The following is a 26,703-nucleotide window of genomic DNA, read 5'->3' on the forward strand; positions in this document are numbered from 1 at the left end:
TGTCCATCAAGGCTCTTAACTAGAGAGAAACGATGGAACAGGAGGGAGTTTTTCTATTTCTAGAATTTTAAAGAGTGATATAGGAATTCACGACGAAATGAATGACATCCAATCATCTGCTGAGGGAGGGATATGTTATGCGCTTAAGTATTTCGGGGAAAGTTATGATGATTTATGGATCGATCTTTATCATCGTTATTATCCTTACCTTTAGCTTGTCTTATTTCGGGATGGTAGGACGTCTGCGTAGCGATTTGAAAGATACACATATTGCGCTACTCAAGCAGATCGACGATAAGATCGAACTCGTGTTTCGCTCAACAGAGAAAGATTTGCTGAATTTATCTGAACAACTTGAATACGTGTATTTCATGTATGACAGTTACGATGATGTCTCACAGAAGTATGCGAATTTCTTCGGTTTATCGAACAAATTGAAAACGATGGTTCATGCCAACAATCAATTTTCCTCCGTCTTTATTTACTCGAATACGAGCGGTGATGTATTAACGGATAAAGCTTATATCAACAAAAACGAGTCAGAAGATCATTGGTTAGGAAGTTATCTAGATATGGATGGTTATACGAAGTGGATCGCGACGCACAAGATATGGGATGGGGAGAAAATGCAGGATGTCGTCACATTAATCCGACCCTATCCGCTAATTAGTAGTCCGGCTTACCGGAAAGGTCTTGTAGCTGTCAATATTAATGAAGAGGTACTCTACCGCATGATTAGCGATGTGTTCGATGGCAATCAAGAAGGAATACATACGTTCATCATCGATGACAAAGGGAACATCGTGACGCATGATGACAAATCACAATTATATAAGAATATGACAGACATTCCTTACATCAACCGGATACTAGGTGAGAAGGGGAGTGGGCAATTCGCAGTCGAATGGAATGGAGGCAAGCAGTCCATCTTCTATACGAAGTCCAATTATACGGGTTGGAGAATTGTAAGCGTTATTCCTGAGACTCAGTTGTACCATCCATTAGCATCGATTCGAAATCTTATGATCGGGATTGTTGTCTTGATGGTCGTACTCGCATTATCCGTGCTGTTCTACGTGAACCGTCGAACCTTTAGACCGCTGGATCGCTTGGCAAATAAAATGACTGGCGCATTCAAACCAATGAAGCCGGAGCACGCCGCCAGACTTGATTATTTAGAGACGGTATTTGATCAAATGTTCATGGATCGCGAGCAGTTGGAGCAGCGAGTTCGGGACTCCAAGCCGATCCTGAAATGGAGAATCGTGATGGATATGTTAGCGGGTTATCGAACTGAGTATTCGTCCGTAAGCATCCAGTTAGAATTTACTGGGTTTCCATTGCATCCGAGCATGTTTGTCGTCTGTACAGCTGAGATTGAGAAAGAAGGCAGTATGAGCTCCAAGGATGAGACGCTATATACCTATGTGTTCTGTAATGTCGCCGAAGAGTTGATCAATATGGAGACCGCCGGCATTGCAATCGATTTAGGTTCAGGTAGATCTGCCATTATTTTTAGCTTCGCAGAAGGAGATGTGGAACAGAACCATTTGCATGCCCTAACGATTCTTGAACTCATTCTGGACATTATGAAGCATCAGTTCGGACTATGCGTAACGGCAGGGGTAGGTAGATGTTATTTCGATATGAAGGATATTCCGACATCGTATGAGCAATCACAAAAAGCACTGCAATATCGCATGGTGTTCGGCAGCCATGCCGTTATCTCATTTGAAGATTTGATCGGCTCGGATAATCAATATTATTACCGGCTCATTAAAATGACAGAGCGCATTATTGAAGCGCTTAGGCACACGGAGATCGAGAAAATCAGGATAACTGTTGCACTCTTATACCAGGAGGCGATTGGGAACAGTCTGTCCCCGGAACTCATCCGGCATTTATCCTATGAGCTGGTGATAAAATCGTTGCAGGCCATTGCTGTGACAGGCATTGAAACAGACGAAGTACTAGATAGCATGGGCAATCTACACGAACGAATGAACCGTTGTCATGATTGGAAGGTACTGGAGCAGATCGTGCTGGACGTGCTTACGCAGATAGCAAGCAAAGTAAAAGAGAAGCGGGAGCAGCGGGGCAGTAATAAATTGATCGAGGCCATGTTGATCTATATCGAGGAGCATTATAGAGAAAGCGAATTTTCACTTGCACAGTTGGCTGATCAGTTTGAGCTCACTCCTACGTACATCAGCAAATTGTTCAAAGAGCATACCGAGAAGAACTTCATTGATTACTTGATTGAGACACGGATTAAAGCTGCTGTTGGTTTGCTCATAGATAAGAATCGCAAAATCAACGATATTGCCGAAGAGGTTGGGTATAACAATACTCGAAGCTTTTTACGGGCATTTAAGAAATATACAGGCATGACGCCTTCGGAACATCGGGATTGGATGCTAGATACGAATGCCGAAATCACCGTGGAATAAGATTTTTACGAAACTCATCACAAAAAAATGAACGAAGCATAAAAAATGCGACCCGACATCTTGTAAGAAAAGTCACTCATAGCATAAGGCGTCTCTTTCCGGGTTAAGGCTTCTTATCCTACAATTTGAATCGTAGCATTCATCAGTCGCATGTTTTCATGCGAAAGGGTGAGGCGAGATGATATGAAAGGATGAGAACATATGAAAGGGAGGTTAGCGACAGCGAAATCGCAGGCCGGATCGCATGTAGTACGAAGCGGAACACACAGGCGGTCGATCTGGAGTAGAATGCTGCAGGACAAACATTTATATCTAATGCTTGTGCCTGTCATCGGATTTTATTTTCTATTTAAATACGTGCCGATTGTCGGAGAGGTCATTGCTTTTAAAGATTACAGATTCTCGGACGGTGTATTCGGCAGCGCTTGGGTTGGATTCAAACATTTTCAAATGATATTCGCAAGCTCAGATTTTTGGAGGATTCTAAGAAACACGCTTGTTCTTAACTTGTATAGTCTGGTGTTCGGCTTTCCTGTTCCGATACTACTAGCTCTCTTATTAAATGAAGTACGTCGTAACTGGTATAAGCGGATCGTGCAAAATATGCTGTACATTCCCCACTTTATGTCGTGGGCAGTGCTAGGGAGCATTGTTATTGCTGCGCTATCGCCGAGTACGGGAATCGTGAATCTTCTATTGAAGAAAATAACCGGCGGGGAAAGCATCTATTTTATGGCAGATTCGTTCTGGTGGCCTATTGCCTATACCCTTGCAGGGATTTGGCGAGAAGCTGGTTGGGGAACCATTCTTTATCTGGCGGCCATGGCTTCGATTGATCCTCAACTCTATGAAGCAGCTAAAATCGACGGCGCCGCCAAACTGCGGCAAATCTGGCATATCACATTGCCCGGCATTCGCGGTACTATAGCCATTTTGCTCGTTCTCCGAATGGGACAAATGATGGATGTCGGATTGGAGCAGACCCTTGTCCTCCAGAATAATTCCGTACTGGATGTGGCCGATGTCATTAGTACTTATGTGTATAGGGTAGGGCTTCAGAACATGAACTACAGCTACACGACAGCCATCGGTTTGTTTCAATCCATCATTGGTGTCATTCTTATTCTCAGCGTCAATCGACTGATCCGACTTTTCGGGGAACGGGGGTTGTGGTGATCCAATGATACGAACCGAAAAAAGACTCTTAAATAAACTCGCAATGGTAAGCGCTTACGCAATCCTAGGTGTTATTTCGTTGTTAACCTTATTCCCCTTCTGGTACGAAATCGTGGCTTCTTTCAGCAGCAGCAGGGCAATTACGTCCGGTGAAGTGTTCTTGTGGCCAATTGAATTCAATACCGTTGCTTATGGTCGGCTATTCGATGATGGACAGCTCATCAAAGCGATGGGAAATACCGTCGTCGTTACGATTATCGGAACAATATTAAACGTAGTAATGACAATTATGGCAGCATACCCGCTCTCAAGGAAGAGATTGGTGGGAAGAAGCGTATTGCTGATGTTCATTACAATTTCAATGCTCTTTGTCGCTGGGTTGATTCCAAACTTTATTTTGATTAAGTCGCTTGGGCTTATGAATTCATATTGGTCGGTATGGCTTCCAGGCTTGATCAGTACGTATAACATGTTCGTGATGAAGACGTTTATGGAAGGCTTGCCGGAGGAAATTGAGGAGTCGGCATCCATCGATGGCGCGGGCGACTGGCGGATCCTTTTACAAATCTATTTGCCGCTGTGCAAGCCGATCTTGGCGGCGTTGTCTCTGTTCTACGCTGTCAGCTGGTGGAACAGTTATTTCAACGTGATGCTGTATATCACAGAATCAACGAAGCTGACCGTTATGGTCAAGCTATATCAGATGATTAGTCTGGTGGACAGTAACTTATTGAACAACATGGGGGGAAATGAGGCGTTGGAGCAGGTACTCCTGACACCAGAGGCGCTGAAGGCGGCTGCCGTCGTCATCGTTGTCACGCCGATCTTATGTATGTATCCATTCCTACAAAAGCATTTCGTTAAAGGTGTACTTATTGGGTCGGTCAAGGGTTGACGACTGATATCACAGGGCTGAAGGCTCTTGATATAGTTCAATAGGAAAAAGGGGATGAAACGATGAAGAAGCTGAAACAAGCCATGATGACTATGATGGTGATCACGATGTCCGTGACGATGTTGGCCGCATGCAGCTCGAACAAAACTGTATCAGAGAAACCGGTTAATTCATCGGGCACAGCTACCACAGTAAATGAGGAAAACAAGAAAGAAATCAGCATTTCGATGTTTGATCGTGGGAAAGTGCCGACAGAGGAAGGGACGTATGAGAATAATCGCTGGACGAAGTGGATCAATGAGAAATCACCCGTCCATGTGAAATGGGTTCCTATTGCGCGGAATCAAGCACAGCCGAAGTTGAACGCACTCATCGCCGCTGGGGAAGCACCTGATCTAATCTGGGAATACGATCGGAATTACATCAGTCAGTTGGCAAATCAAGGCGCAATCCAACCGATTGGCGATTATATCGACAAATATAGTACGACGTACAAAGCGTATCTAGAGAAGCATCCTGAGCTACTGCCCTACTTGAATTTTAACGGAAAAATTTATGCGGTGTCGTTCGCACGGGAAACGCTTGCCAACCACGGGATGTGGATACGTCAAGACTGGTTGGATAAGCTTGGACTGAAAGCGCCGACAAACGTGGAAGAGTTCATCGATGTTGCCCGAAAGTTCAAGGAGGGGGATCCGGATGGCAATGGTCAAGCAGACACCGTACCGATCGCATTAAGCGTGAGTTCCAACTCGATTGATCAAGCTTTCTTTTTTACAAGCGAGAACCAATGGTACGTCGAGGATGACAAACTGCAATTCGGCAGAACGCTAGATCGGTATGTGGATACGTTATCCTTCCAGAAGCAGCTCTTCGACGAAGGATTAATCGACAAGGAATATATCACGGATACGAATTTCCAGCGCTCAGGTCAACTGCTGACGACAGGCAAAGCTGGCATCTACCTTGCCAACTGGGATATCGAAGAGTTGAATAATAACTTAATAAAAAATGATCCCACAGCAAAGCTAGTTCCATTGGAGTCGATCAGCAGCAAATATGGCAAAAACGGATTGTATCAAGAGGCACCGCCGAGCGTATTCACCGCGTTCAATAGCAAAATGAATGAAGATCAGATTAAATCAGCAATTCAATTTATCGATTGGATGCTGCAGGATGGTTGGGAACCGCTCAGGTATGGCGAAGAAGGCGTCCACTTTAACATAGTCGACGGCGTCCGGCAGAAAACCGACCCGGATAAATTCAAGAATGAAGTTGCCTATGCTTCTGAATATGCGATCATGCTCGATAATGTGTTACGTCCAGAGACGTTCCTCGCTATGGCGGCCAAGGATGAGCAGTCACAAAATTATGCCAAAGAGAAGGGTAAGTCGCTTGAACTGGTCATGAAAAATAAATACCGCAGAGATATCCCTTTTAATCCTGATTTCCCGGAATTGACCCAATTAATCGCGACATTTAATCCGATCGCACAACAGATTGAAGCGAAGGTTGTGACCGGCGGAAACTCGATGACGCCTGCACAAGGTCTGAACGAGTTACAGAAAGAATGGAAGCGTCTTGGCGGCGACAATGTGGAGAGGCTCGCGCAAGCGTGGTATGACGCAAACAAAGATAATCTGAATTAGAACGCTGTTGAAACACTCGGTAGGTATACTTCTGATTGCCTAAAGGATCAGAAGTATACCGTAACCAGGTAAAGCTAAGGAGGAAAAACATGTCGAGCACGAAATTCAGCAGAATACACGAAGAGGAAACCCAGTGGCTTCCCTTCCTCAAGAAAGCATTGGAACCCAAACATGTGAATTACAATGATGAGATCAAGTTGCTTCGCACACCGTTTACGAGTCCAGGGTATCATACGAAGCTTAGAAATGTAGAAAATGTTCACCCCATCCGGGAGTCTCTGGATTATGCCCTGGCCATTCTGGATTGCCATGAAGATGCTTATAAAGATCGGGCGTTCGAAATACTGCGAACGATTCTATCCCTTCAGGATCAGCAGCTGGATTCGCCTACCTTCGGAATATGGTCATGGTACTTTGAGGAGCCTCTGTCCATGATGTCACCGCCGGATTGGAACTGGGCTGATTTCATCGGGAGGCGACTACTGCAAGTGTTGATACGTCATAGCAACCGACTTCCGGGCGATCTTGAGCAATTAACAAGCCAGGCGATCTCCCATAGCTGCGAAGCCATCATCAAAAGAAATGTCGGACCTGATTACACGAATATTGCGATTATGGGGGCATTCGTTACATTGATTGCAGGCGAACGCTTAAAGAACCGCACTTATTTCGAGTATGGCTTGGAACGACTCACGCGCCTATACGATTATTCTATGCAGACCGGCGCATTCCTCGAATATAATAGCCCGGCGTACAGTACGGTAGCCATTCTGGAACTATCCGCACTTGTGATGTATTCGAATACAGCAGAGGCCAAGCGGTTGGCGAACGAGATGTTAGAGGCGACCTGGCTGATGGTTGCCGAGCATTTCCACCCGCTGCTGAAGCAATGGTCCGGACCCCACGCCCGTTCATACCAGACATTCCTAAGTAATTCGCATCTCTCATTCCTTCAGATGGCCTGTAAAGGTGACGTGTCATTTGTAAGCAATGACGAATTCGTATATGGACTGGAATGGTATGCGCAAGGCATCGTCTGTCCGGAGCGGCTGTATGGACTGTTCACCAGTATTGTTGAGCGGGAACTGAGGCAGGATTTGCCTTCTTATCACGAGTTCCGGACGCGGAAGGCTTATACGTACATGACTTCTGAGTTCACGCTTGGCACGTTCAATCATAATGTGATGTGGAAGCAGTGCCGAAATCTGCTGGGTTACGTTCACACCGGAAATCAGGGGCGAAGTTATATCCAGCTTCGGGTGCTGCATGACGGTTACGACTTCTGTTCGGCGGTGTATACAAGTGTACAGGAGCAAGCTTCCGTACTATATGGCATCCAATTCGCTCTGGACGGCGGAGATACACATGTGAATTTGGATCCTATCCACGGTCGAATGACGGCGTCAGATCTGCGAATCCGGCTTGAAATTGGCAGTACTGGTGATGTACCTGCATGGAAACAGATCGGCAAAGATGCATTCCAAACGTATCTTGGAGAGATGACGTTATCGGTCAAGGCTTTATATGGCGCGATGGATGAATTCAGTGCGTTTCATTGGGAATTGGTCGAAGAGGGTCCGGTTGTTAGCTTGGATTACGTCCTCTACAAAGGAGAACCTTCGATGATTGACTTCCATGCGATGAACGAAGCGTTGTTCATGTTTGCATTGACGCTTTGCGGACCGGACGAGGATTCCGACAGAAGGTCGTCGCTCTCTATCTCGGAACATGAAGTTCAAACATCGTTGGAGTCGCCTGACCAATCACTAACATTGAAGCTAGCGAAGAAGCCATCCGAACGGGTCGTATTATTTCATAATTAACAAATAAGGAGGACGTAAGTTCTGAAGTTTGTGAACGTGAAATCAAGTAGATTAACAATAAATAATTGAGGTGAGAAGGGTGTTCAATAAGAGCTCAACGAAAGCCTCCAATCGTATCTTGGGATTAGCATTGTCGTTAGCCTTGCTTCATAGTCTTGTACTGCCATGGCCCGCACCGATGTTCGTAACGTCTTCTATCGCCTCTGCTAATACTGCTCCCACGGTTGTCCAGTTGAATCCGCTCGAAGATACCTATGTCAATGCTGGAGGGAATGCGAGTAAAAATTATGGGACCTCTAATCAGCTCATTGTCAAAAATTATAACGCGGATATTAATTTAAATCGGCAAACGTATTTAAAATTCGATCTTAGCTCCATTACCGGAGAGATTGGCACGGCCAAAATAAAGGTATATGCAATCGATACAGAGAATTCGACGATCGGCGTTCAAGCGTATGGCATGGAGGACGACACCTGGGAAGAGCAGTCAGTGACCTGGAACAATAAACCTGACATCAATCATTATTTGTCCTCCGCTAATGTCGGTAAGACGGCAAGCTGGCAAGAATGGGATGTAACGGCCTTTGTCAAACAGCAAAAGGCTGCAGACGGTATAGCAAGCCTAGCATTGATACAGCAGGCGGCGCAAGGCCATTCGGTCTCTATCAACAGCAGGGAGAACATCGTCAACCAGCCCTACCTGGACATTTCTTCCAATAGGACGAATGCAAATGCACCGAGTTGGCAAGGTGGTGGAGCACTGAGCGTCACCAATATAACGGAGTCTGGTCTACAGCTCGAATGGTCCACAGCAACCGACCCAGTTGGCGTGACCGGTTATACGGTGTATCGAAATGGCAGCATCTTAGGGACGGTGAATGGAACAACGACTTCTTACACCGTATCGGGATTGCAGCTAGGTCAGAATTATACGTTCAAAGTGGAAGCCGGAAACGCCCAGAATCAATGGAGCAATGATGGTCCGTATGTTACAGCAGCGACACCAACGACGAAGCTGATCCAGACCCGTCCAGGGAATGTCTATACGAACAGTGAGCCGATTCAGTTCAAAGTCCGAACGGCGAGGCCATCTGTCGCATGGTCTGTTTACGATTATCAAGGAGCATTTGTATCGGAAGGCGTGGCACCAACGGTTCATAACGAAGCCATATGGACTGTTCCACATTCCACGTATGGATATTTCACACTGCATGTCAGAGCCGATCTTGCAGGGAGCGATCCTGTATTAATTAAAACACCATTCACTGTACTTGCCACTCGTGATGCAACGGGAAATGAACATGCTCCGTTCGGAGTATCGACTCATTTGCATCGTTTTCCACAGGCCATGACTCCTGATATCGTGAAGCTGATGAAGGATGCCGGCATCCGCATGGTGCGGGGCGGCTATGAGTGGCCTGGCATCGAGCGACAGCAGGGGAACTACACCTTTACCCCTCAGCCGGACTATTACATGAATATGCTAGATTCAGACGATTTTGATTTCCTTTATGTATCCGGATACACTAACCCCAATTACGACAATAACAGTACCCCTTATACAGATGCCGGGCGGACAGGATTCGCCAATTATATGAAGGCTTACGTCGATCATTACCAAGGCCAGATGGATGCCGTTGAAGTATACAACGAATTTTATGGCAGCTTCGGAGATCGCGGCAATGGGCCAGCCGATTCCAAACCAGAATTCTATTATCCACTCTTGAAGAAAACGTATGAGACGATCAAACCTATGTACCCTGAACTGCCTGTTCTTGGCACATCGACAGTGGGTAATCTCAAATGGATTGAAGATGTGCTTAAGCTGGGCGGCATGTCATATATGGATGGGTTCTCGATTCATCCCTATCTATATCCCGGTGCGCCGGAAGGGTATGAAACCCAGATTGCTGATTTGAAAAATTTGATTCTGAAGTACAACAACGGAAATCTGAAGCCGATCTGGATTAATGAGACCGGATGGCCAACCCAGCTTGATGCCCGCGGCGTGGATGAGAAGACCCAAGCCAATTATTTGCTTCGCGCTTATGTCGTTGCAATCGCGAATGGTGTGGATCAGGTTGTATGGTACGACCTGATCAATGACGGGATCCAAAATATTAATGAAGATAACTTCGGCCTTTTGCGAAATCCGAACGATCCGTTAGGGAGCCTTACGCCAAAGCCCGCCTATACGAGTTTTGCGACTATGACAAGGATACTGAACAACGTACAGTTCGTTGCGCGGGATGTCACGGAAGAAGATATTCGAAGCTATACGTTCGATAAAAATGGTGAACCGGTTCGTGTCTTATGGACAACAAGCACATCGACGCCAGTCGTCATACGTACGCCGAGTCCGATTCAGATCACGGATATGATGGGAAATACGCACACATACACGCCGTATAATGGCAACGTATTTGTGACATTAAGCAATGAACCCTTTTTTGTGGCAGGAGAAGTTAGAGGTATTGAGAAGGATTCCACATTTACGTTAACAAGTAAGTCATCACACGTAGGTGATTCGATGTCACTCGCCCTTGAGACGGATAACAAGATGTCCGATGACTTTGATTTCAATCTAGTTGTAGAAGGACAGCACTATTCGGTGTCTACACCTAGCGGTCAGAAAACGACGGAAACAATCAGCGTGCCGAGTGGTAACGAACCGGGTACTCGTCTTATTACAGGCGTATTGATGAATGGGAGCGAGAGAGTCGGCCTGTTGAGAAGTTCGGCATCGACACTTCCATCGTATAACGTTCAGGTACGACCTACTCTTAATGAATCGGATAGCAGCAAAGCACTTATGGTTACAATTAAGAACGAATCCACAACCAAGCCGATTCAGATTAATAAAGTGGAATGGAGATTCGGAACCCAATCCGGATCGGAGGTTCTGAATGTTTCGATTCCAGCTGATGCATCTACCTCCGTGAAATTCCCCCTATCTGCCATTAGCCTTGGTGTTAGTAGTACAATTAAAGTGACAGTTAATGTCGATGGTTTTGATCCGTATACCTACACGGGATCTGCCGAATTTAATCCTGTGCCCCTTAGGTCTGTTGCAGTAGATGGAGTGCTGGATCCGGACACGGCAGCCAGCGCATCTCCGATCGATCTGTCGAAGGGTACGGTCAAAATGACAGGCTATCAAGGTGCAGGAGATTTAAGCGGAAATGTCTGGATCAGTTACGATACAAACCAACTCTATCTATCTGCGAAAGTAAAGGACAATGTGCATTATTCTTCTTTCCTGGGTGCCGATATTTGGAACAACGACAGCATTCAGTTTGCCATTGCGAATGGCCTTCCGGGTGAAGAACCGTATTGGTACGAAATCGGAATTTCTCAAACACCTGATGGTCCGCAAATATACAGTTGGAATGCCCCTCCGGGCGTGATTAAAGGACCCATCACCAATGGTCAGCTAGCTATTACAAGAGATCAAGAGCAGAATACGATCTACGAACTATCTCTCCCTTGGTCGGAAGTCGCACCGATTAAGCCGGAGAAGAACGGGAACATCAGCTTCTCGTTGCTTGTTAATGACAATGACGGATCCGGCAGAAAAGGGTTCATTGAATGGGGAGGAGGAATCGGCGACGGGAAGTTATCTTCCAAGTTTCGTTCCATGCAGTGGATTGTTACTGACATGACCCCTCCGACGACGATCGCTTCACTCGAAGGGACGGAACGTAACGGTTGGTATATGAGCAGCGTACAAGCGACACTGAGCGCAACCGATGACAAGTCCGATGTAGCATCCGTGGTATACAGTTTAGATGGCGGGAAAATATGGCTGCCGTACACGATTCCTCTGACTTTTGAACAAGACGGTATGTATACCCTACTGTATCGATCGATGGATCGAGCAGGAAATGTGGAGGCAAACCAGAAAATCACCTTCCGCATAGACAAGACTACACCAACGGCATCAATTGTATACAGCACTACGGAACCGACCAAACAAGAGGTCATCGCTACAATGACGGCAAGTGAGCCGGTTACGATAACGAACAATGAGGGAGCAGATAGCTATACGTTTAAGGAGAATGGCATCTTCACATTCGAATTCGTTGATGCAGCAGGGAACACGGGTACGGCGAAAGCGGAGGTAAGCAACATCGTGGCGAATGCTTCTGGGGGTCCCGGTAAACCCGAACTATCAAGCAATAACGGCCATAATACAGGCTTAATTGACGGAACTTATGACGTAAAGATGAACATGTGGTGGGGAAACAACGGTACAACTTACAAATTATATGAGAATGATGCACTCATCGATACACAAACACTCAAAGACGCATCACCTCAAGCCCAATCCACAGTCACCTCCGTGACATACAAGGCAAACGGTACGTACCGCTATATCGCTGAACTGACAAATGCATTCGGTACCACGCGAAGCAACATACTAACTGTGCGCGTGACCGATGCTGATCCAGGCCAACCAGTTCTCTCACATGATAACTGGAATGGGGATGGAACCTTCAAAGTGAGCATGAACATGTGGTGGGGAACAAATGGGTCGTCGTACCGGCTTTATGAGAACGGCGTGCTCATCGATACCCAGACGCTCACCAATAAGACACCTCAAGCGCAATCGGCAGTAACGGAGATCCGTGATCTACCGGCGGGCATGTATGAATATCGATGCGAGCTTGTGAACGAAGCTGGCGTGACATCGAGTAATACGATCACCGTACACGTGCAATAATCCTTAGCCGCTAAATCACAAAGACGCCAATACATCACGTGGTATTGGCGTCTTCAACATGTTGAGCATTCGGGCTTCTGCCGCAGCTGCTGTGACTGCGTTTTAGTTTATTTTTGAGTTTGATAATCATCGATCAAATGTTGCAGGTTTTTTTTATATATTCAGTCGGCGTGACACCAACGTGCTTTTTAAATGTTTTTAAAAAATAGATATAATCTTTGAACCCGCTTGCCGTGGCAATTTCGTGAATTGAGAGCCTATGCTGATCCAAGAGTGTCTGTGCTAGCTTTAATCGGTATTTTATCAAATACTCAGCAAAGCCAATACCAATCTCTTGTTTGAAAAGCTTACTCAAATAAACGTTGCTAATATTTATTTTGTCAGCGATCAGGCTTAGTGAAATATCTTCTGTATAATGCACATGGATAAACGCTAGTGCTTCTTTTACATAGATTGAGGTTGGCAATGCTTCATGCATCGCAAGCGCATCGCAGAGCTTGTCGAATAGCGATAATAGCCATTCCTGTACGGATGACAGAGATGAAAAATCACTCAGATGCTTATCAGGCAAAATTGGGTCTGCATAAACCTCACGTAGATCGATCGAATGATTTTTGCAAATCTTGTTAATAAGACTGAGTAAATCGGTGAAGACCATTTGTGCAATCGCAAGCGGTGGTTTATTTGCTCGAATTTCGCTGAATAAATGAGATAGCATGGTGCAGATTCCTTCACGGTCCTGAATAGAAATCAGATGAGTGAGCGTTGATTCTTTCTGGATGTCAAAGTAGTTCAGCATCGCCGCATCTTGCTGTTCATCCGAGCTAGTGAATACAGCTCCAGCCTCGTAATAAAACTTGGTTTTCAGCTTTTTCTCGGCTTGCTGATAACTTTGCGGAAGTTGCTGGATGTGACTGCATATGTTGCCGATGCTGAAGCTGACCGAAAGATTCAGAAAGTTCTTCATGCAAGATGAGATTCGTGTCATCGTATTCTGTATAATATCCTGAATCTTTTTTTGGCTAACGATATTCGCGAATGAGAGAAAAACAGCATACTTTTCATTGACAATAGGGCATACCGCTCCGTTCTGCTGATCTTCAAGAATTTCGGAAATAATATTGTTAACAGAAAAACGCAACAGTGTAGTTTTTTTCAGATCCATGGATTGGTAGTCGTCGATGCACATGATCATAACTAACACTTGAGAGAGATCTAAATTGAGCTTAAGGGTTTGGATATGTGCGGCGATCTCATCATCATCGATATAAAAACATGTCAGCAACTGAATAAGAAACTCTTGTTTCAACGCATTGATATTGTTGGTGTCAAGCATGTGGTCAGGTTGTTTGGGGCTCTGTGTCAGCGAACGACTTGCCTTATTCAACGCTTCCTTCAACGTGACAGCTGATATTTTATGTTTGAGAATGTAATCGACGGCTCCATTTTGCAGTGTACCATACACATAGTTAAAGTCATCGTAGTTACTAAGCGCAATAAATTGAATATGAGGATGCTCGATATGTAGTCTCTCACACAAGGCAAGCCCATCGATATTCGGCATTTTCATGTCTGAGAGTATGATATCAGGCGAACACTTCGAGATTTTATCGAGAGCTTCTTGGCCGTCACATGCTTCACCACATAATATGTATTCAGCACTGCCTACCGCACTCACCAGCTCCGTACTGAGCATGTATTTGAGATTGTTGCGTACAAGGACATCGTCTTCCACAATCATCACTTTAATCATATTGCACCCCCTTTGTGATCATTGGAATTCCAATTTCAACGGTTGTATATAGATTAGGCTCACTCCACATGGTAAAGCTGCTAAGTTCTCCAAAGAGTAGGTGAAGCCTGGCACGGACGTTGGCAAGTCCGATATGAGTTGTGTTTGAAGCTGTGAAAGCGAGTAACGCGGTGAGATCGTCCTCTGTCATCCCTTTCCCATTATCTTTAATACGTATTCGTAACAAATCGTCCTCAGTGAATACACGTATTTGAAGAATTCCAACTTCATTTTGTGGCACAAGACCATGGAGTAAAGCATTTTCCACAATTGGTTGTAGTAAGAGCTTAGGAACCATCTTATCATGAACATCTTCACTCACCGAAAAATAACATGTGAATTTTCCACTGTAACGATATTCTTGGATTTCAAGATATTGCTGTAAATAATGAATTTCCTCTTTAACCGTAATAAAACGATCGTTGCTCAAATTCACATGTAGCATATCGGAAAGTGCAATGGATACATTCTCAATATTTTGTGCGCCACGCAGCGTAGCGAGATATTTAATCGTGTTTAAAGTATTGTACAGAAAATGCGGGTTGATCTGTGCTTGCAGGGCGCGCATTTCTGATTTTCTTTTCTCTTGCTCACTATTATGTATACCTGTGATTAATTCGCGAATACGCATAATCATAATACGGATTTGCTGGTAGAGCTGCCCAACTTCGTCCTTTGAACGGATATCTACGTCGAGATTTAGATTCTCATGGTCAATTGTTGTGACTGCACGAGAAAGCTTACGTAAATTACGGGACAGAAAAAATGTAAACAATGAAACCAATAATATAAACATTACGCCACACAGTAAGGCAATGATAACGACTTGACTGCGTGTATTGAGAAAATCAGCTAGTATTCCGTTAAATGGGACGAAACCAATGATTCTCCATCCTGTTAGGAACATTTTCTGTGAAACGGCAAGACTATTTTCTCCACGTAACATAGTGACAAACCGTCCGTCACTTACAGACGCTTTGTCTGTTAGTGAGCTCATTTCCGTATCATTGAGCTTGTGGGCATCGGACCCAGCAGGAAAGATAGGCGTACCGGTTTCCTCATCCATTACGAACACCGCATAATCATTGATATTATCAATACCAAACATGTCGTTAAGCATGGATATCTTAATATCGGCGATCACAAGACCTATCAACTCTCCATGGTACTTGATTGGGCGTGCAATTGAAAATACAAGATCAGAGTCCTGCCTACGATATGAACTATAGAAATGAGGCGGTATAAACTTCACTGCAGTATCTGATGCCTTCAACTCTTCGTACCAATCTTGCTTCAAAACTTCCTTTCCATTCATGGTGGGTCCATAGGACAAGCTATTGCCTTCCAGATCATACACCGCCATCCCATTAAGGTAAGATTTAAAATTACACAAGCTAATCATATAGTCTTCAGCTTCGCGACGGTATTGCAACAAGGTAGCATCCCCAACATTCTTATACTTCAAATAATTAAAAATCCGACTATTCAGGTTGTTCCCAAAATTACTGGAAATGAGTGCTGTCACGCGGTCAATATCCTTGAGAGCGGTTTCAAAATTGTTGTTGGATATTTGCAGCATGGCATACAAGTTATTTACAGATGTGGTCGTGGCCTGTTTGGTCAAGCTATCGTACCAATAATAAGTCGTAGCCGTCGTAAATATACAAAACAGCGTCAATGTTACACCTATTATCTTAAATTGCAGGCTATGTAAGGTATGTCGTAGAAGTTTATGCACGGGCTGTATCTCCCTTTCTTGAAGCGAATGATGTGATGATTGAACTTCGTATTCCGAACTTATCACTCCATCTTTCAAGAAGTCAATGCATAATCCCTGATGGTAGAGCAGAACGTGAAAATCAGTTAAAAAAGGACAGTTCAGTTTAAAAAAGAACAATTCCTCGCATGACAGATGCTGATAAGATGAAAGTACATTACATAAGGGAGGTTACAAAATGAAATCCAAAAAAATGTTTGTGATCCTGCTTACATCCGTCATGGCGCTATCCATGGTTGGTTGCGGACAGCAGGGGGCTCATTCATCCAAATCATCGGATCCTAGTCCAAACGCAACAAATGATGTGAAAACTGTTACCGTTCTTACATTTACAGAATGGTATAAGGATGGATGGAAAGCGCTTGAAAGCTATGTCAATGAAAACTCTCAGGAGCTTGGATTTAAATTGGATATTCAAAAAATAGCAGGAGGCTCTCAAGGCGAAGATGTGGTCAAAGCACGGTTTGCCACAGGAGATTTACCAGACATAATTCAAACTTATGGCGCAAAGTGGATTGATACACAGGTAAACGCACTGGATAAAATCGTGGATATGGGCTCACTTTCTAGTGAATCGGAGTATGACGCTGCTACACTTGAAGAAGGTGGATATCGCTACGACGGTAAACTATACGGCATGCCAATCGATACAACCAACCTATTAGGTGTGTTTTACAACAAAAAAGTATTCGAAGAAGCGGGTATCACAGAAATCCCTACGAACTGGGAGCAATTTCTAGCTGCTTCTGAAAAGATAAAAACGATCAAAAAAATACCTCTTTATTATTCCGGTAAGGATGCGTGGACACTTCAGTCCTTCACACATTTTGGATTTAATAAAGAAGTATTTGAAAGTGGAAAATCATATAGTCAATTTTGGGGTGAAATGAATACGAACAAACGTAATTATGCGGAAAATAAACATTTTGCTGATGCCATAGCAAAGTCTAAAGAAATGATAGATAAAGGTTATGTTAATGAAACTTACCTATCGGATACATACGATATGGCTCAGACCGCATTGGCACAGGGCGATGCTGGTATGTATGTCAATGCAACTTGGGTAATTGATGAAATTTCAAGTAAGTATCCGGATGCAGTACAGGATATCGGGGCGTTTGCATTGCCTTTGTATAATGAGAGTGAAAATTTCACGGACTCTTCTTTGCCAGCCTCCCTTCATATTACGACCAGCGCAAAAGATGTTGACACTGCGAAGAAAGTAATTGATTTTATTAGCTCTACCAAAGGACAGCAAATTTATGCTGATGCTCAAACAGGTATTTATATTAATAAAAATGTAAAAGTAAATCTTTCACCAGGACACCAAGATCTCTTGAATCTGATGAAAGAAGGTAAGAGTATAGCCTTATGGCAAGGAACAGGAAATAACTATGGTTACGGCTCTTACGACAAGTTTCTGCAAGATTATTACGTGGGCTCTAAAACCGTAGATCAAGTTCTCCAATCAATGGATGAAGAAACCACGAGAAACGCAACAGCAGCCCAAGATCCGAACTGGAAATAAACGTAACTGATATCGAAATACTTGAAATGGGTGATCTAATGCCAAAACAACTCAAAAATATCTATGCTTACTGGATGGTTATCCCATGTTTTGTGATCTATGGACTGTTTTTTTTACTGCCTTCCATGATGGGATTTGGATTCTCTTTTTTAAATATACGTAACTTTGAATTTTCTGCAGCCTCCTTCGCGGGGTTGCAGAATTATATCAATGTGTTTACGGACAGTTATCTGAATATTGCGATTAAAAATTCATTTATATTTGCCTTTGTCACCACAGCATTAAAAGTCGTATTTGGTATGTTATTGGCTGTGTTCTTAAATAACAAACTTAGAACAACCAATTTTCTTCGTACGGTGTTTTTCTTGCCTGCTGTGCTTAGCAGTGTTGCTGTGGGTATTATTTTTACAGCGATCATGCATCCGACTCGAGGTATCATGAATGTCTTTTTGGATACCATTGGGCTGGATGTATTCGCACAACATTGGCTGACGAATCCACAAATCGCTATATTCTCCGTCGCGTTCATTGAGGTATGGAAATGGACAGGCTTTACGATGGTGATCTTACTTGCAGGACTGCAGACCATACCTGAAAGTTATTACGAGGCGGCAGAAATTGATGGTGCAACGGCATGGATGAAATTTAAATATGTGACCTTCCCACTGATAATGCCTGCCTTTACTAATGCAATGGTCGTTAATCTAATTGGTGGGCTAAAAGCGTTCGATATTGTACAGTCCGTGACGCAAGGAGGGCCTGGTTCGGCAACCGAAGTGTTTGGTACACTCGTGTACAAATCATTTGGTAGCGGCCGCTACGGCGAGGGTTCTGCAGCAAGTATTATCTTGTGTATCGTCGTGCTTCTTGTTGTATTGCCAGTTTATAAGTTTTTGTCCACCAAGGAGGTGGAAATGTGATGCAGCGAAAAAAAGGACACTGGGGAGTCGAAGCACTCGGACTTTTGTTCAGTCTTGTCGTCATCATTCCATTCTATATGATCCTTATCAACTCGTTTAAGAATAAAGAGGACGCTGCGCTGATTAACTTGCACTTTCCATCGCAATGGCAAGCGATATCAAACTATACAACGATGTTCAAAGAGGGCGGAATTGGGACAGCGTTTAAAAACAGCATGCTCCTCACCGTACCGAGTGTTCTTATAATCATCATTTTGTGTGCAATGACCGGGTTTGTGTTGCAACGACGTAAACATAGGGTATCATCGATCATGTCTTCACTCATTATTCTAGGACTTTTTATCCCAGGGCAGATCATTCCTACGTATTTCATCTGTCACTACTTAAATATTTCATCGTTCACTGCAGCTGCTCTCGTCTTGATTGCAGCGAATATTCCCATGGGCGTCTTTCTATATATGGGCTTCTGTAAAAGTATTCCGGCAGAAATTGATGAATCTGCAATACTCGACGGTTGTGATCCGATAAAGCTGTTTTTCAGAATAATTTTTCCGTTGCTTCAACCCATCACAGTCACGCTTTTTATCATTACCTTTATGGCGATTTGGAATGACTTTGGAACAACGATCTATTTTTTGAACAGTACCAAAAATTTCACATTAACGCTTACGATCTTTAATTTTTTCGGTGTGCACAGCTCGGATTGGAATCTTGTGTTCGCGAATGTCATTATCATATCGCTTCCCGTTGTTATCGTTTATTTTCTTGCCCAAAAGCAGATTATTTCGGGGATGACGGCTGGGGCAGTGAAAGGATGAGTTAGAGTATGGAAACAGCATTTCGCATTTTCGAAGTGCCATCACAAATTAAGCCCATTAAGAATCGTTTAGATTTTATGCGTCGTGGCGCTGACGCTTACAATGCCTATACCGATAGTCTAGCACTTTCTCTGGATTGGGATGTTCATGTGCAAGGTCAAAAGGTGCCTGTATATGCAGTACCCGTCACGTCTGGTGGCCCGCACAGCTTTTGTACCATCGAGCTACTAGGCGATGACGTTGCCATTGATTTATGCATGACTTTTCAAGGGAAACTTCACTCTGCGACGGTGTTTTCACAAGAACAAGGTGTTACCTACCGTGTTGAGGAGAATCAGGTTCATTGTTCCGTCGTTGGAGCATGTCATTTGCTTGTGGAAGTGAACGGACGGGTCCATACGCCTCTATCGATTTTTGTAATGCCACCTGAAAACCGCATACCCGATCTGGCGTCACCTCATGTTCTATATTTTGGACCGGGCGTGCATGAGGTTAGTTACTTGGAGCTTTGTGATCATCAAACGGTTTATATCGCTGGAGGCGCTATAATAAGAGCTGTTCCACCTCAGAATGATGAGGTACCTATCCTGGGTGTTGATTGGGCTGGCAAGCCGAATTTCAACGATTTTATCTTCGCTAAAGGCAAACAAGGTATTCGTATTCTGGGCCGCGGGATCATTGATACATCAGCACTAGATTGGCATGCGCGCCGGACGATGTGTTTTACAGATTGTGAAGACGTTATCGTAGATGGGCCGATCCTGGTTGGAGCTGCGCATTGGACTGTAGAGGCGTTCCATTGTAAAAATGTATTGTTCGAACATCTTTCCTTGTTTGGCTATCGCGAGAATAGTGATGGCATTGATATCGTCAGTTCTCAACATGTTCGTGTTCGTCATTGCTTTGTTCGTACGGGTGACGATGCGATTTGCGTGAAAGCAATGTTACCGGCTCCGATCCTAGGTGGTGATGATATTGTCGTAGAGTACTGTGAGGTGTGGAATGACAAAGTACGAGGACTTGGCATTGCAGGCGAATCGAAGAGTGATATTCGAAACGTGACATTCCGCCATTGCACGGTATTCCACAGCTTTGCTCGCTGGGCGTATGAGTTGGGTGCGTTGTGTATCGCACTTTGTGACAGTGGTACCATATCCGATATTCTGTTTGAAGATATTACGATTCACCAGGAGGATTCCAGTGTGGTGAACTGCATTTTGATGCGCGACCGCTGGTCAACTGACAACGATGCAGGTCAAATCAAAAGGGTTTGTTTTCGAAATATACGTATACCGTCCAATGCGCCGGTTCGGTTATGGGGCTATGATGAAGAACATCGGGTAGAGGATATATTATTTGATCACATCTACACACCTGATGGCATTGCTCACACGTCAGATACACTGTGGCTAGAAACAAATCCATACGTAAACAACATACACATCAAAGAAAGGAAGGATCATCATGGCTCATTCTAAGTTTCATTTACCTAAAGCTGTTTTTGTACTGTTTTTTTCTTTGTCGTTCATTGTATTGTTTAGCGCAAACATACCAGCTGGCTACGCACAGGCGTCCGAGGATGCTATGGTTACGGCCTACCCTGTACCAAGTGGTCTGCCGTCAAAATATGTTTCTTCTGATTTTACGATAACTGCGGGGAATACATCTGTTCCAGTATATGTTTCTGGAGAAAACGCGTGGGGCAACAATGTCTCCTATGCAGCATTGGATACTTCGGGTTTGACCAACGTGAATATCAACGTACATTTTCCTTTTAATTCCTATCAGTTACTTCCACATTCGCTCGGGCTTTCAGGGACACGGAATGGTAATAGCGTATCTGTACAAGTTAATCCTGACACCGACGTTACGTTACTGCTGGATGGTGATTATAACGGTCGTGTACTTCATTTATTTGTTCGTTCACCTGAAACCAATATCCCTTCGATGCAGGATAGCCATGTGATCTATTACCCACCTGGATACTATGATCTGTCTGCGCAAGGACCCGTACAAATCACTTCAGGTCAGACTGTATATATTTCAGGGGGTGCTATTGTGCGGGGGCGCTTTCTCGTGCAGGGTTCTGAGAATGTAACGATACGCGGACGCGGCATATTGCTGAACGATTACGTGAGCGGTGATGGGTTTGACGAAGTCGCACTTGCTTTGAAAAATAGCAAAAATATAGAAATTCGCGACCTGATCGTAGCACGTGACCAAAATGCGTGGACGGCTTTTATGTGGAAGTCCGCACAAGTAGATGTGCTTAATTACAAAGCGATTAATGCGCGTTATGCTTCGTCGGATGGCTTTAATATCGCAAACAGTCATGATGTATTGTTTGACCATGCTTTTATTCATACAAGTGATGACAGCGTAGCGATCAAAGGTACAGGTAATGCAGGCTATGATCCGGCTGTGGATCCTGCAACAGCACCACCGACCTACAATATAACTTATCAAAATTCTCAGCTCTGGAGTGATGCGAACAATGCCATCGGTATCGGGGCGGAAACACTAGCAAGTACCTTTGACAATATCAAATTTAAAAATATCGATATCTTACGAAATTTTGATGATATCAATTACCCGGATCAGCTTACAGAGCGGGCGGCAATCAATATTTGCGCGCTGAATGCGACTACGATCCAGAATATCACGTTCGAAGATATCCGTGTGGAGAAAGCCAAACGTCTCATTAATATTACAATGGAAGACGATTTCTGGTTCGGTAGTTTACCAGGAAACTGGCAATGGCCTGGAGTCATCCGCAACGTTCATTATAAAAATATAACATCGATGTCGGATGGTTCGAACGAGATTCGTATTTATGGTAGAGATGCAGCACACCTTATTGAAAACATTACATTTGAAAATATCCAAATAGGCGATCAATTCGTATCAGCCTTCCAAAGTGCATATTTCAGAGTCAATTCATTTGCACGTAATCTGGAGTTGTACTCACCGGAGAACCCAAATGGAATTACGACAGACGGCCCGATACTCCCTGATGGTTCCACTCATCATGCGGCTGAACAGTTTTCCATGGAACAGGGAGTGAACCATTGGTTTTATCGAACTTGGCAGGCAGGTGTTGGTACAAGGGATATGGTATGGAATTTAGATGGTTCAATGCATTGGCACGGTCCAAAAGCTTGGGATGCGATATGGAAAGCGGATGGAGAGCTCTATTTTCATCCGGATGTAACGCAGATTCTGTTAGATTGGGTGTCTCCACGTGCAGGGAAGATTGAGATTAACGGGATCGTTAAGAAATCGGTCGTTAATGGTGGAGATGGGGTGACGGTAAGCATTTGGAAGAACAACCAAATGATTTGGCCTTCCAATGGTCAGTGGCAAGTCCTTGAGTACAATGACAATATGGGACATGAAACAGCGGCCTCTACGATCTTGAATAAAGGCGATGTGATATCATTTCGGGTGGATAAGCGCGGAACAACCGACTACGATTCGACCAAGTGGACACCTGAGATTACTTTCATAGATTGAACCACTAGCGATATGAATACGATAGATAAGGAGAACATCATATGCATACGACACAAATTCAAATACGGGATCCGTTTATTTTGCGTGTGGACGAGGAGCAGCTATATTATCTTTACGGAACAACCGATGCAAATCCTTGGACTGGGAAGGCTCAAGGATTTCAAGCCTATCGAAGTCATGATTTAGAGGAATGGGAAGGACCGTATTCCGTGTTTACGCCACCACCTGGATTTTGGGCAGAACAACAATTCTGGGCACCAGAGGTACATCTATACCAGGATGCATATTACATGCTCGCTAGCTTCAAGGCAGAAAACAAGCCACGTGGCGTTCAAATTCTAAAAGCACAAACACCTTTGGGTCCGTTCGTTCCCATCAGTGAAACACCGATCACACCACCGGACTGGGAATGTCTGGATGGAACCTTGCATATCGACGAAGATCAACAACCGTGGATAGTCTTCTCGCATGAATGGACTCAAATATCAGATGGTGCGATTTGCTGCATGCCGTTATCCATCGATTTACGTCATGCCTTAGCACCGCCGCAGTATATGTTTACGGCATCACAATCAGGCTGGAGCGTATCTAATACAGGGGATGTTATTGTTCATTCAGGTGAAAACTATGTCACAGATGGACCTTTCTTACATCGAACGCTGAGCGGGAAACTTCTGCTGCTGTGGTCAAGCTACTCAAGCTCAGGATATGCAATCGGGCTTGCTAGATCGCAAAGTGGTCATATCCAGGGACCTTGGATTCATGAGCCTCAACCGCTGTTTGCACAGGACGGAGGCCACGGGATGCTGTTTTATACCTGGCAAGACGAGTTAATGCTAACCATTCACCAACCCAATACAGTGAGTTTTGAACGGCCTTGTTTTTTTTCAATGGAAGAGATTGGGGATAGTGTTCGTATCGTCAACAGGATATGAGCAAGACCTGATGCCAGTAAGCTAAAGGCACTCTTACACCTCATTATGCCCATTGCGTTACAGAGTATAAAAAACGTTCACCCATCGATTGATGAGTGAACGTTTTTTTGCTGATAATACCCCTTATTCCTGGGACATTGGTGTTTGGTATACATCGAGACAAATCTTGGTCATCTCATCAATGGATTTTGCAAAGTCGGATTGTATCCATTTGAGGAGAACATTATAGAGGGCCCCCGCTTTAAAGTATATTCGGTACACATTTTCATCGCTTTTGTCGTGAGCAGTAGAGAGCATCATTTCATTCAAGCAATGCAGAATCACATCATCAAATTTTGCGCTTTGAAGTGCTTTGTAGATGTTCCGCTGCTGAAAAACAACTTCAAAAAGCACTCTGATAAATTTTTGAGGTTCTTTAGCTTTGCCTGTTAATTCATTGGTGTAAGGTAAGAGTTTTTGATTAATTTCGAAAATAAGCGAATCGACCAAATCCACCAGGATCTCTTGCTTGGAGGAATAGTTGTTGTAATAGGCCGTTCGAGAGACCCCTGCACGCTTCACAATATCGGTGATGGTGATTTTGTTAAAAGGCTGTTCCTGGATCAAGTATACTAATGCCGTGCAGATGGCTTCTCTTGTCAAACGGTTGGTTTCTTTATTGGAACGATGCTGAGAGGTATTCGGACTGTATAATTCATGATTTGAGATGACATATCCCCTCCGTTTGTACATTCTGGTGTTCGTTTTATTGTTTTACATGAGTCTTTTCAATATGCTAAAACCATAAGGCATTACAAATGTAATGTCAAAATAGTAGTAGATAAAATGGGAGGGCGTCATGTTAGAAAACTTATATAGACGATTGTCAGCGGGGCTGCTTTTGATCCTAGCACTTTGTGCTACGGTATTCATTGGCAAAGAAACGGTAATCTCGATAGTGACCATTACCCTTTTGTTAGCGGAATTAGGCATCTCTTTTTTACTTTTAAAGAAGCGTGAAAAGTTACATGTGGTGTTAATTAGTGCGATGGTGGCAGAAGGGTTGTACTTACTGACAAGAGAATTTTGGCTGCTTGCGCTTTCTATCTTGCTGCTGATCGTAGCGGGCATATGGAGAGGACTCTTTGGACAAAAGGTGCGCAGAAGAGTCACTCCATTAATAGTGGTTCGTAAAGTGTTATTCAGCATTGCTGCTCTTATCGTTACTGCACTTTGGGGTATTGGAATCTATTCAAAACCTATTACAACACCTGTGGCATTAGCAGCTGATGCGGCTGTGACGATCGATGAACGTAAATTGGATTCTGCAGCAGTGATGCTGAAGGATATTGAAGTAATGAATTCTTTTGGAAGCCGTACAACCGGCTCTGAGGGTCATAATCAATTTATTTCATGGCTGGAGCAACAGGTAACAGATATGGGGCTGAAAGTTTATCGTGATCACTATACTTTTGACCGATGGGAAGAAAAGAGCAGCTCTTTAATGATTGATCAGCAGTCAATTCATGTCTCTTCAGCTTTTCCTTATTCCGGGGAAACTGACGAAAATGGGGTAACAGGGGAGCTGGTATATACGAAGCGTGGTGAGTATGACCAGGCCAGCGGAAAAATTGCTGTCATTGAAATTGAGAATTTCAGAAATTTCCCAAGTGGGATCGTTATGAACATGCGGGATTCCTCTCCAATGGAAAGCCAAATTGCCCCAAATGAAGGCGATCTAGTCCTCACTACAGCTTTAAAAGAAGCTAAATTGGAGCAAGCGAAGGAAATGGGTGTGAAAGCTGTTGTTGTTGTCTGGAAAGGGGTATCCGACGATAAGGTTGAAAAGCAGTATGTGCCTTTTACTACAGCTTATGTTGGAATTCCTGCGATCTGGGTCAATGAAACGGAAGGGAAAAAGGTGATCAGTGCAGCCCAGGAACACAAAGAAGGTACGGTTATTTTAGAAGCGGAAATACAAAAAAATGCTCCAACAGAATCCTTTTATGTGAAAATTGACGGGAAAAATAAAGATGAAGCGATTATCATAAATACCCATACGGATGGGATAAATGTGGTGGAGGAAAATGGTGCTGTGGGCATGCTGTCCATGATTCGTTACTTACAGCAGGAGCAGCCGGAACGTACGATGATTTTCACCTTTGTGACAGGCCATTTTAGATTACCGGATTTCAAAGGAACTTCTCAGGCGACTTCCACTTGGATGGAGGGGCATCGAGAGCTCTGGGATGGCAAGAAAGGCCATATGAAAGCTGTAGCTGGAATTACGGTTGAGCATTTAGGCAGTATGGAGTGGAAGGACGATGATACGGGTCACTATAGACCAACTGGAAAAATAAGTACAGAATATACCTATGCGGGCAATGAAATGATGGCGTCCATATGGCTGAAAGCTATTGAAAAGTCCGACGGCACACGTACTGTATTATTACGTGGACATAACAAGTTTGAGTTTGGAGAGAGTCAGCCTTTATTTGAAGCAGGGATACCGGTGATTGGCTTCATTCCAATGCCCGACTATCTGCTCGTGGATAGTGAAGACAGAGAGATGGGCAAATTTGATGCAAAGCTCATGAATACACAAATTATATCGTTACTGAAAGCGGTCAAGATAGTGGACGGAACGGAGACGACTAAGCTTGGAAAGTCAGATGGGTATTCTTTTTTCTATGGCCGTACTAAATGATGAATTGGAGATTGGCTG

At 44.0% G+C, this 26,703-nt stretch carries 15 protein-coding genes and 2 pseudogenes; 14 read left to right on the forward strand and 3 right to left on the reverse strand.

Going from position 1 to position 26,703, the window contains the following annotated elements; translation table 11 throughout:
• Positions 1 to 137 precede the first annotated feature (137 nt).
• The 7 genes and pseudogenes from NST34_RS16210 to NST34_RS32140 form a co-directional block, all read left to right on the forward strand.
• Positions 138 to 2,450, forward strand: coding sequence for a helix-turn-helix domain-containing protein (locus tag NST34_RS16210; protein ID WP_076283709.1), 2,313 nt, complete (start codon positions 138 to 140; stop codon positions 2,448 to 2,450).
• A 201-nt stretch (positions 2,451 to 2,651) separates the two neighbouring features.
• Positions 2,652 to 3,626 (forward strand): ABC transporter permease, encoded by a 975-nt coding sequence (locus NST34_RS16215; RefSeq protein WP_076299821.1) that lies wholly within the window; start codon positions 2,652 to 2,654, stop codon positions 3,624 to 3,626.
• Between the two features lie 4 nt (positions 3,627 to 3,630).
• Complete coding sequence (locus NST34_RS16220; protein ID WP_076299822.1) at positions 3,631 to 4,521, forward strand: carbohydrate ABC transporter permease; 891 nt, start codon at positions 3,631 to 3,633, stop codon at positions 4,519 to 4,521.
• Positions 4,522 to 4,583: 62 nt separating this feature from the next.
• The gene (locus tag NST34_RS16225) at positions 4,584 to 6,170 is read left to right on the forward strand and encodes an extracellular solute-binding protein (RefSeq protein ID WP_341128282.1); all 1,587 of its coding nucleotides are present in this window, start codon (positions 4,584 to 4,586) and stop codon (positions 6,168 to 6,170) included.
• An 89-nt stretch (positions 6,171 to 6,259) separates the two neighbouring features.
• A complete protein-coding gene (locus tag NST34_RS16230; protein WP_076299824.1) occupies positions 6,260 to 7,993 on the forward strand; it encodes a hypothetical protein in 1,734 nt (577 codons plus the stop codon).
• Between the two features lie 178 nt (positions 7,994 to 8,171).
• Positions 8,172 to 11,900: pseudogene (locus NST34_RS16235) on the forward strand (CBM96 family carbohydrate-binding protein); the annotation flags it as partial.
• 285 nt (positions 11,901 to 12,185) lie between these two features.
• A pseudogene (locus tag NST34_RS32140) lies at positions 12,186 to 12,716 on the forward strand (chitinase N-terminal domain-containing protein); the annotation flags it as partial.
• A 133-nt stretch (positions 12,717 to 12,849) separates the two neighbouring features.
• Here the strand turns inward: NST34_RS32140 and NST34_RS16240 are convergent.
• Complete coding sequence (locus tag NST34_RS16240) at positions 12,850 to 14,469, reverse strand: response regulator (RefSeq protein ID WP_076299826.1); 1,620 nt, start codon at positions 14,467 to 14,469, stop codon at positions 12,850 to 12,852.
• Positions 14,462 to 16,246 carry a sensor histidine kinase gene (locus NST34_RS16245; RefSeq protein WP_341060862.1) on the reverse strand — a complete coding sequence of 595 codons (1,785 nt, stop codon included), beginning with the start codon at positions 16,244 to 16,246 and terminating at the stop codon, positions 14,462 to 14,464. Before NST34_RS16245 ends, NST34_RS16240 begins: the two co-directional genes overlap by 8 nt.
• A gap of 217 nt (positions 16,247 to 16,463) precedes the next feature.
• On the opposite strand from NST34_RS16245, the gene NST34_RS16250 reads away from it, so the two are divergent.
• From NST34_RS16250 to NST34_RS16275, 6 genes are read left to right on the forward strand one after another with little or no spacing between them, the layout of a single operon-like run.
• Positions 16,464 to 17,813: an ABC transporter substrate-binding protein gene (locus tag NST34_RS16250; RefSeq protein ID WP_076299828.1), complete on the forward strand. Its 1,350-nt coding sequence runs from the start codon at positions 16,464 to 16,466 to the stop codon at positions 17,811 to 17,813.
• A 26-nt stretch (positions 17,814 to 17,839) separates the two neighbouring features.
• Positions 17,840 to 18,733, forward strand: coding sequence for a carbohydrate ABC transporter permease (locus NST34_RS16255; protein ID WP_341128284.1), 894 nt, complete (start codon positions 17,840 to 17,842; stop codon positions 18,731 to 18,733).
• Positions 18,733 to 19,551: a carbohydrate ABC transporter permease gene (locus NST34_RS16260; RefSeq protein ID WP_076299829.1), complete on the forward strand. Its 819-nt coding sequence runs from the start codon at positions 18,733 to 18,735 to the stop codon at positions 19,549 to 19,551. The genes NST34_RS16255 and NST34_RS16260 overlap by 1 nt, the downstream gene beginning before the upstream one ends.
• An 8-nt stretch (positions 19,552 to 19,559) precedes the next feature.
• Complete coding sequence (locus NST34_RS16265) at positions 19,560 to 21,029, forward strand: glycosyl hydrolase family 28 protein (protein ID WP_341128285.1); 1,470 nt, start codon at positions 19,560 to 19,562, stop codon at positions 21,027 to 21,029.
• On the forward strand, positions 21,016 to 23,064 hold the full coding sequence (locus tag NST34_RS16270) for a glycosyl hydrolase family 28 protein (protein WP_081393027.1): 2,049 nt from the start codon (positions 21,016 to 21,018) through the stop codon (positions 23,062 to 23,064). The genes NST34_RS16265 and NST34_RS16270 overlap by 14 nt, the downstream gene beginning before the upstream one ends.
• 41 nt (positions 23,065 to 23,105) lie before the next feature.
• Positions 23,106 to 23,999, forward strand: a complete 894-nt coding sequence (locus NST34_RS16275) for a glycoside hydrolase family 43 protein (RefSeq protein WP_076283696.1) — start codon at positions 23,106 to 23,108, stop codon at positions 23,997 to 23,999.
• 123 nt (positions 24,000 to 24,122) lie between these two features.
• Here NST34_RS16275 and NST34_RS16280 read toward each other — a convergent pair whose 3' ends face one another.
• Positions 24,123 to 24,641, reverse strand: coding sequence for a TetR/AcrR family transcriptional regulator (locus tag NST34_RS16280; RefSeq protein WP_179086711.1), 519 nt, complete (start codon positions 24,639 to 24,641; stop codon positions 24,123 to 24,125).
• Between the two features lie 196 nt (positions 24,642 to 24,837).
• On the opposite strand from NST34_RS16280, the gene NST34_RS16285 reads away from it, so the two are divergent.
• Entirely contained in the window at positions 24,838 to 26,685 is a 1,848-nt protein-coding gene (locus tag NST34_RS16285) for a hypothetical protein (RefSeq protein ID WP_341128286.1), read from the forward strand.
• Positions 26,686 to 26,703: the final 18 nt, after the last annotated feature.

The organism is Paenibacillus sp. FSL H7-0714 (genome assembly GCF_038003765.1).
GTDB lineage: Bacteria > Bacillota > Bacilli > Paenibacillales > Paenibacillaceae > Paenibacillus_AQ.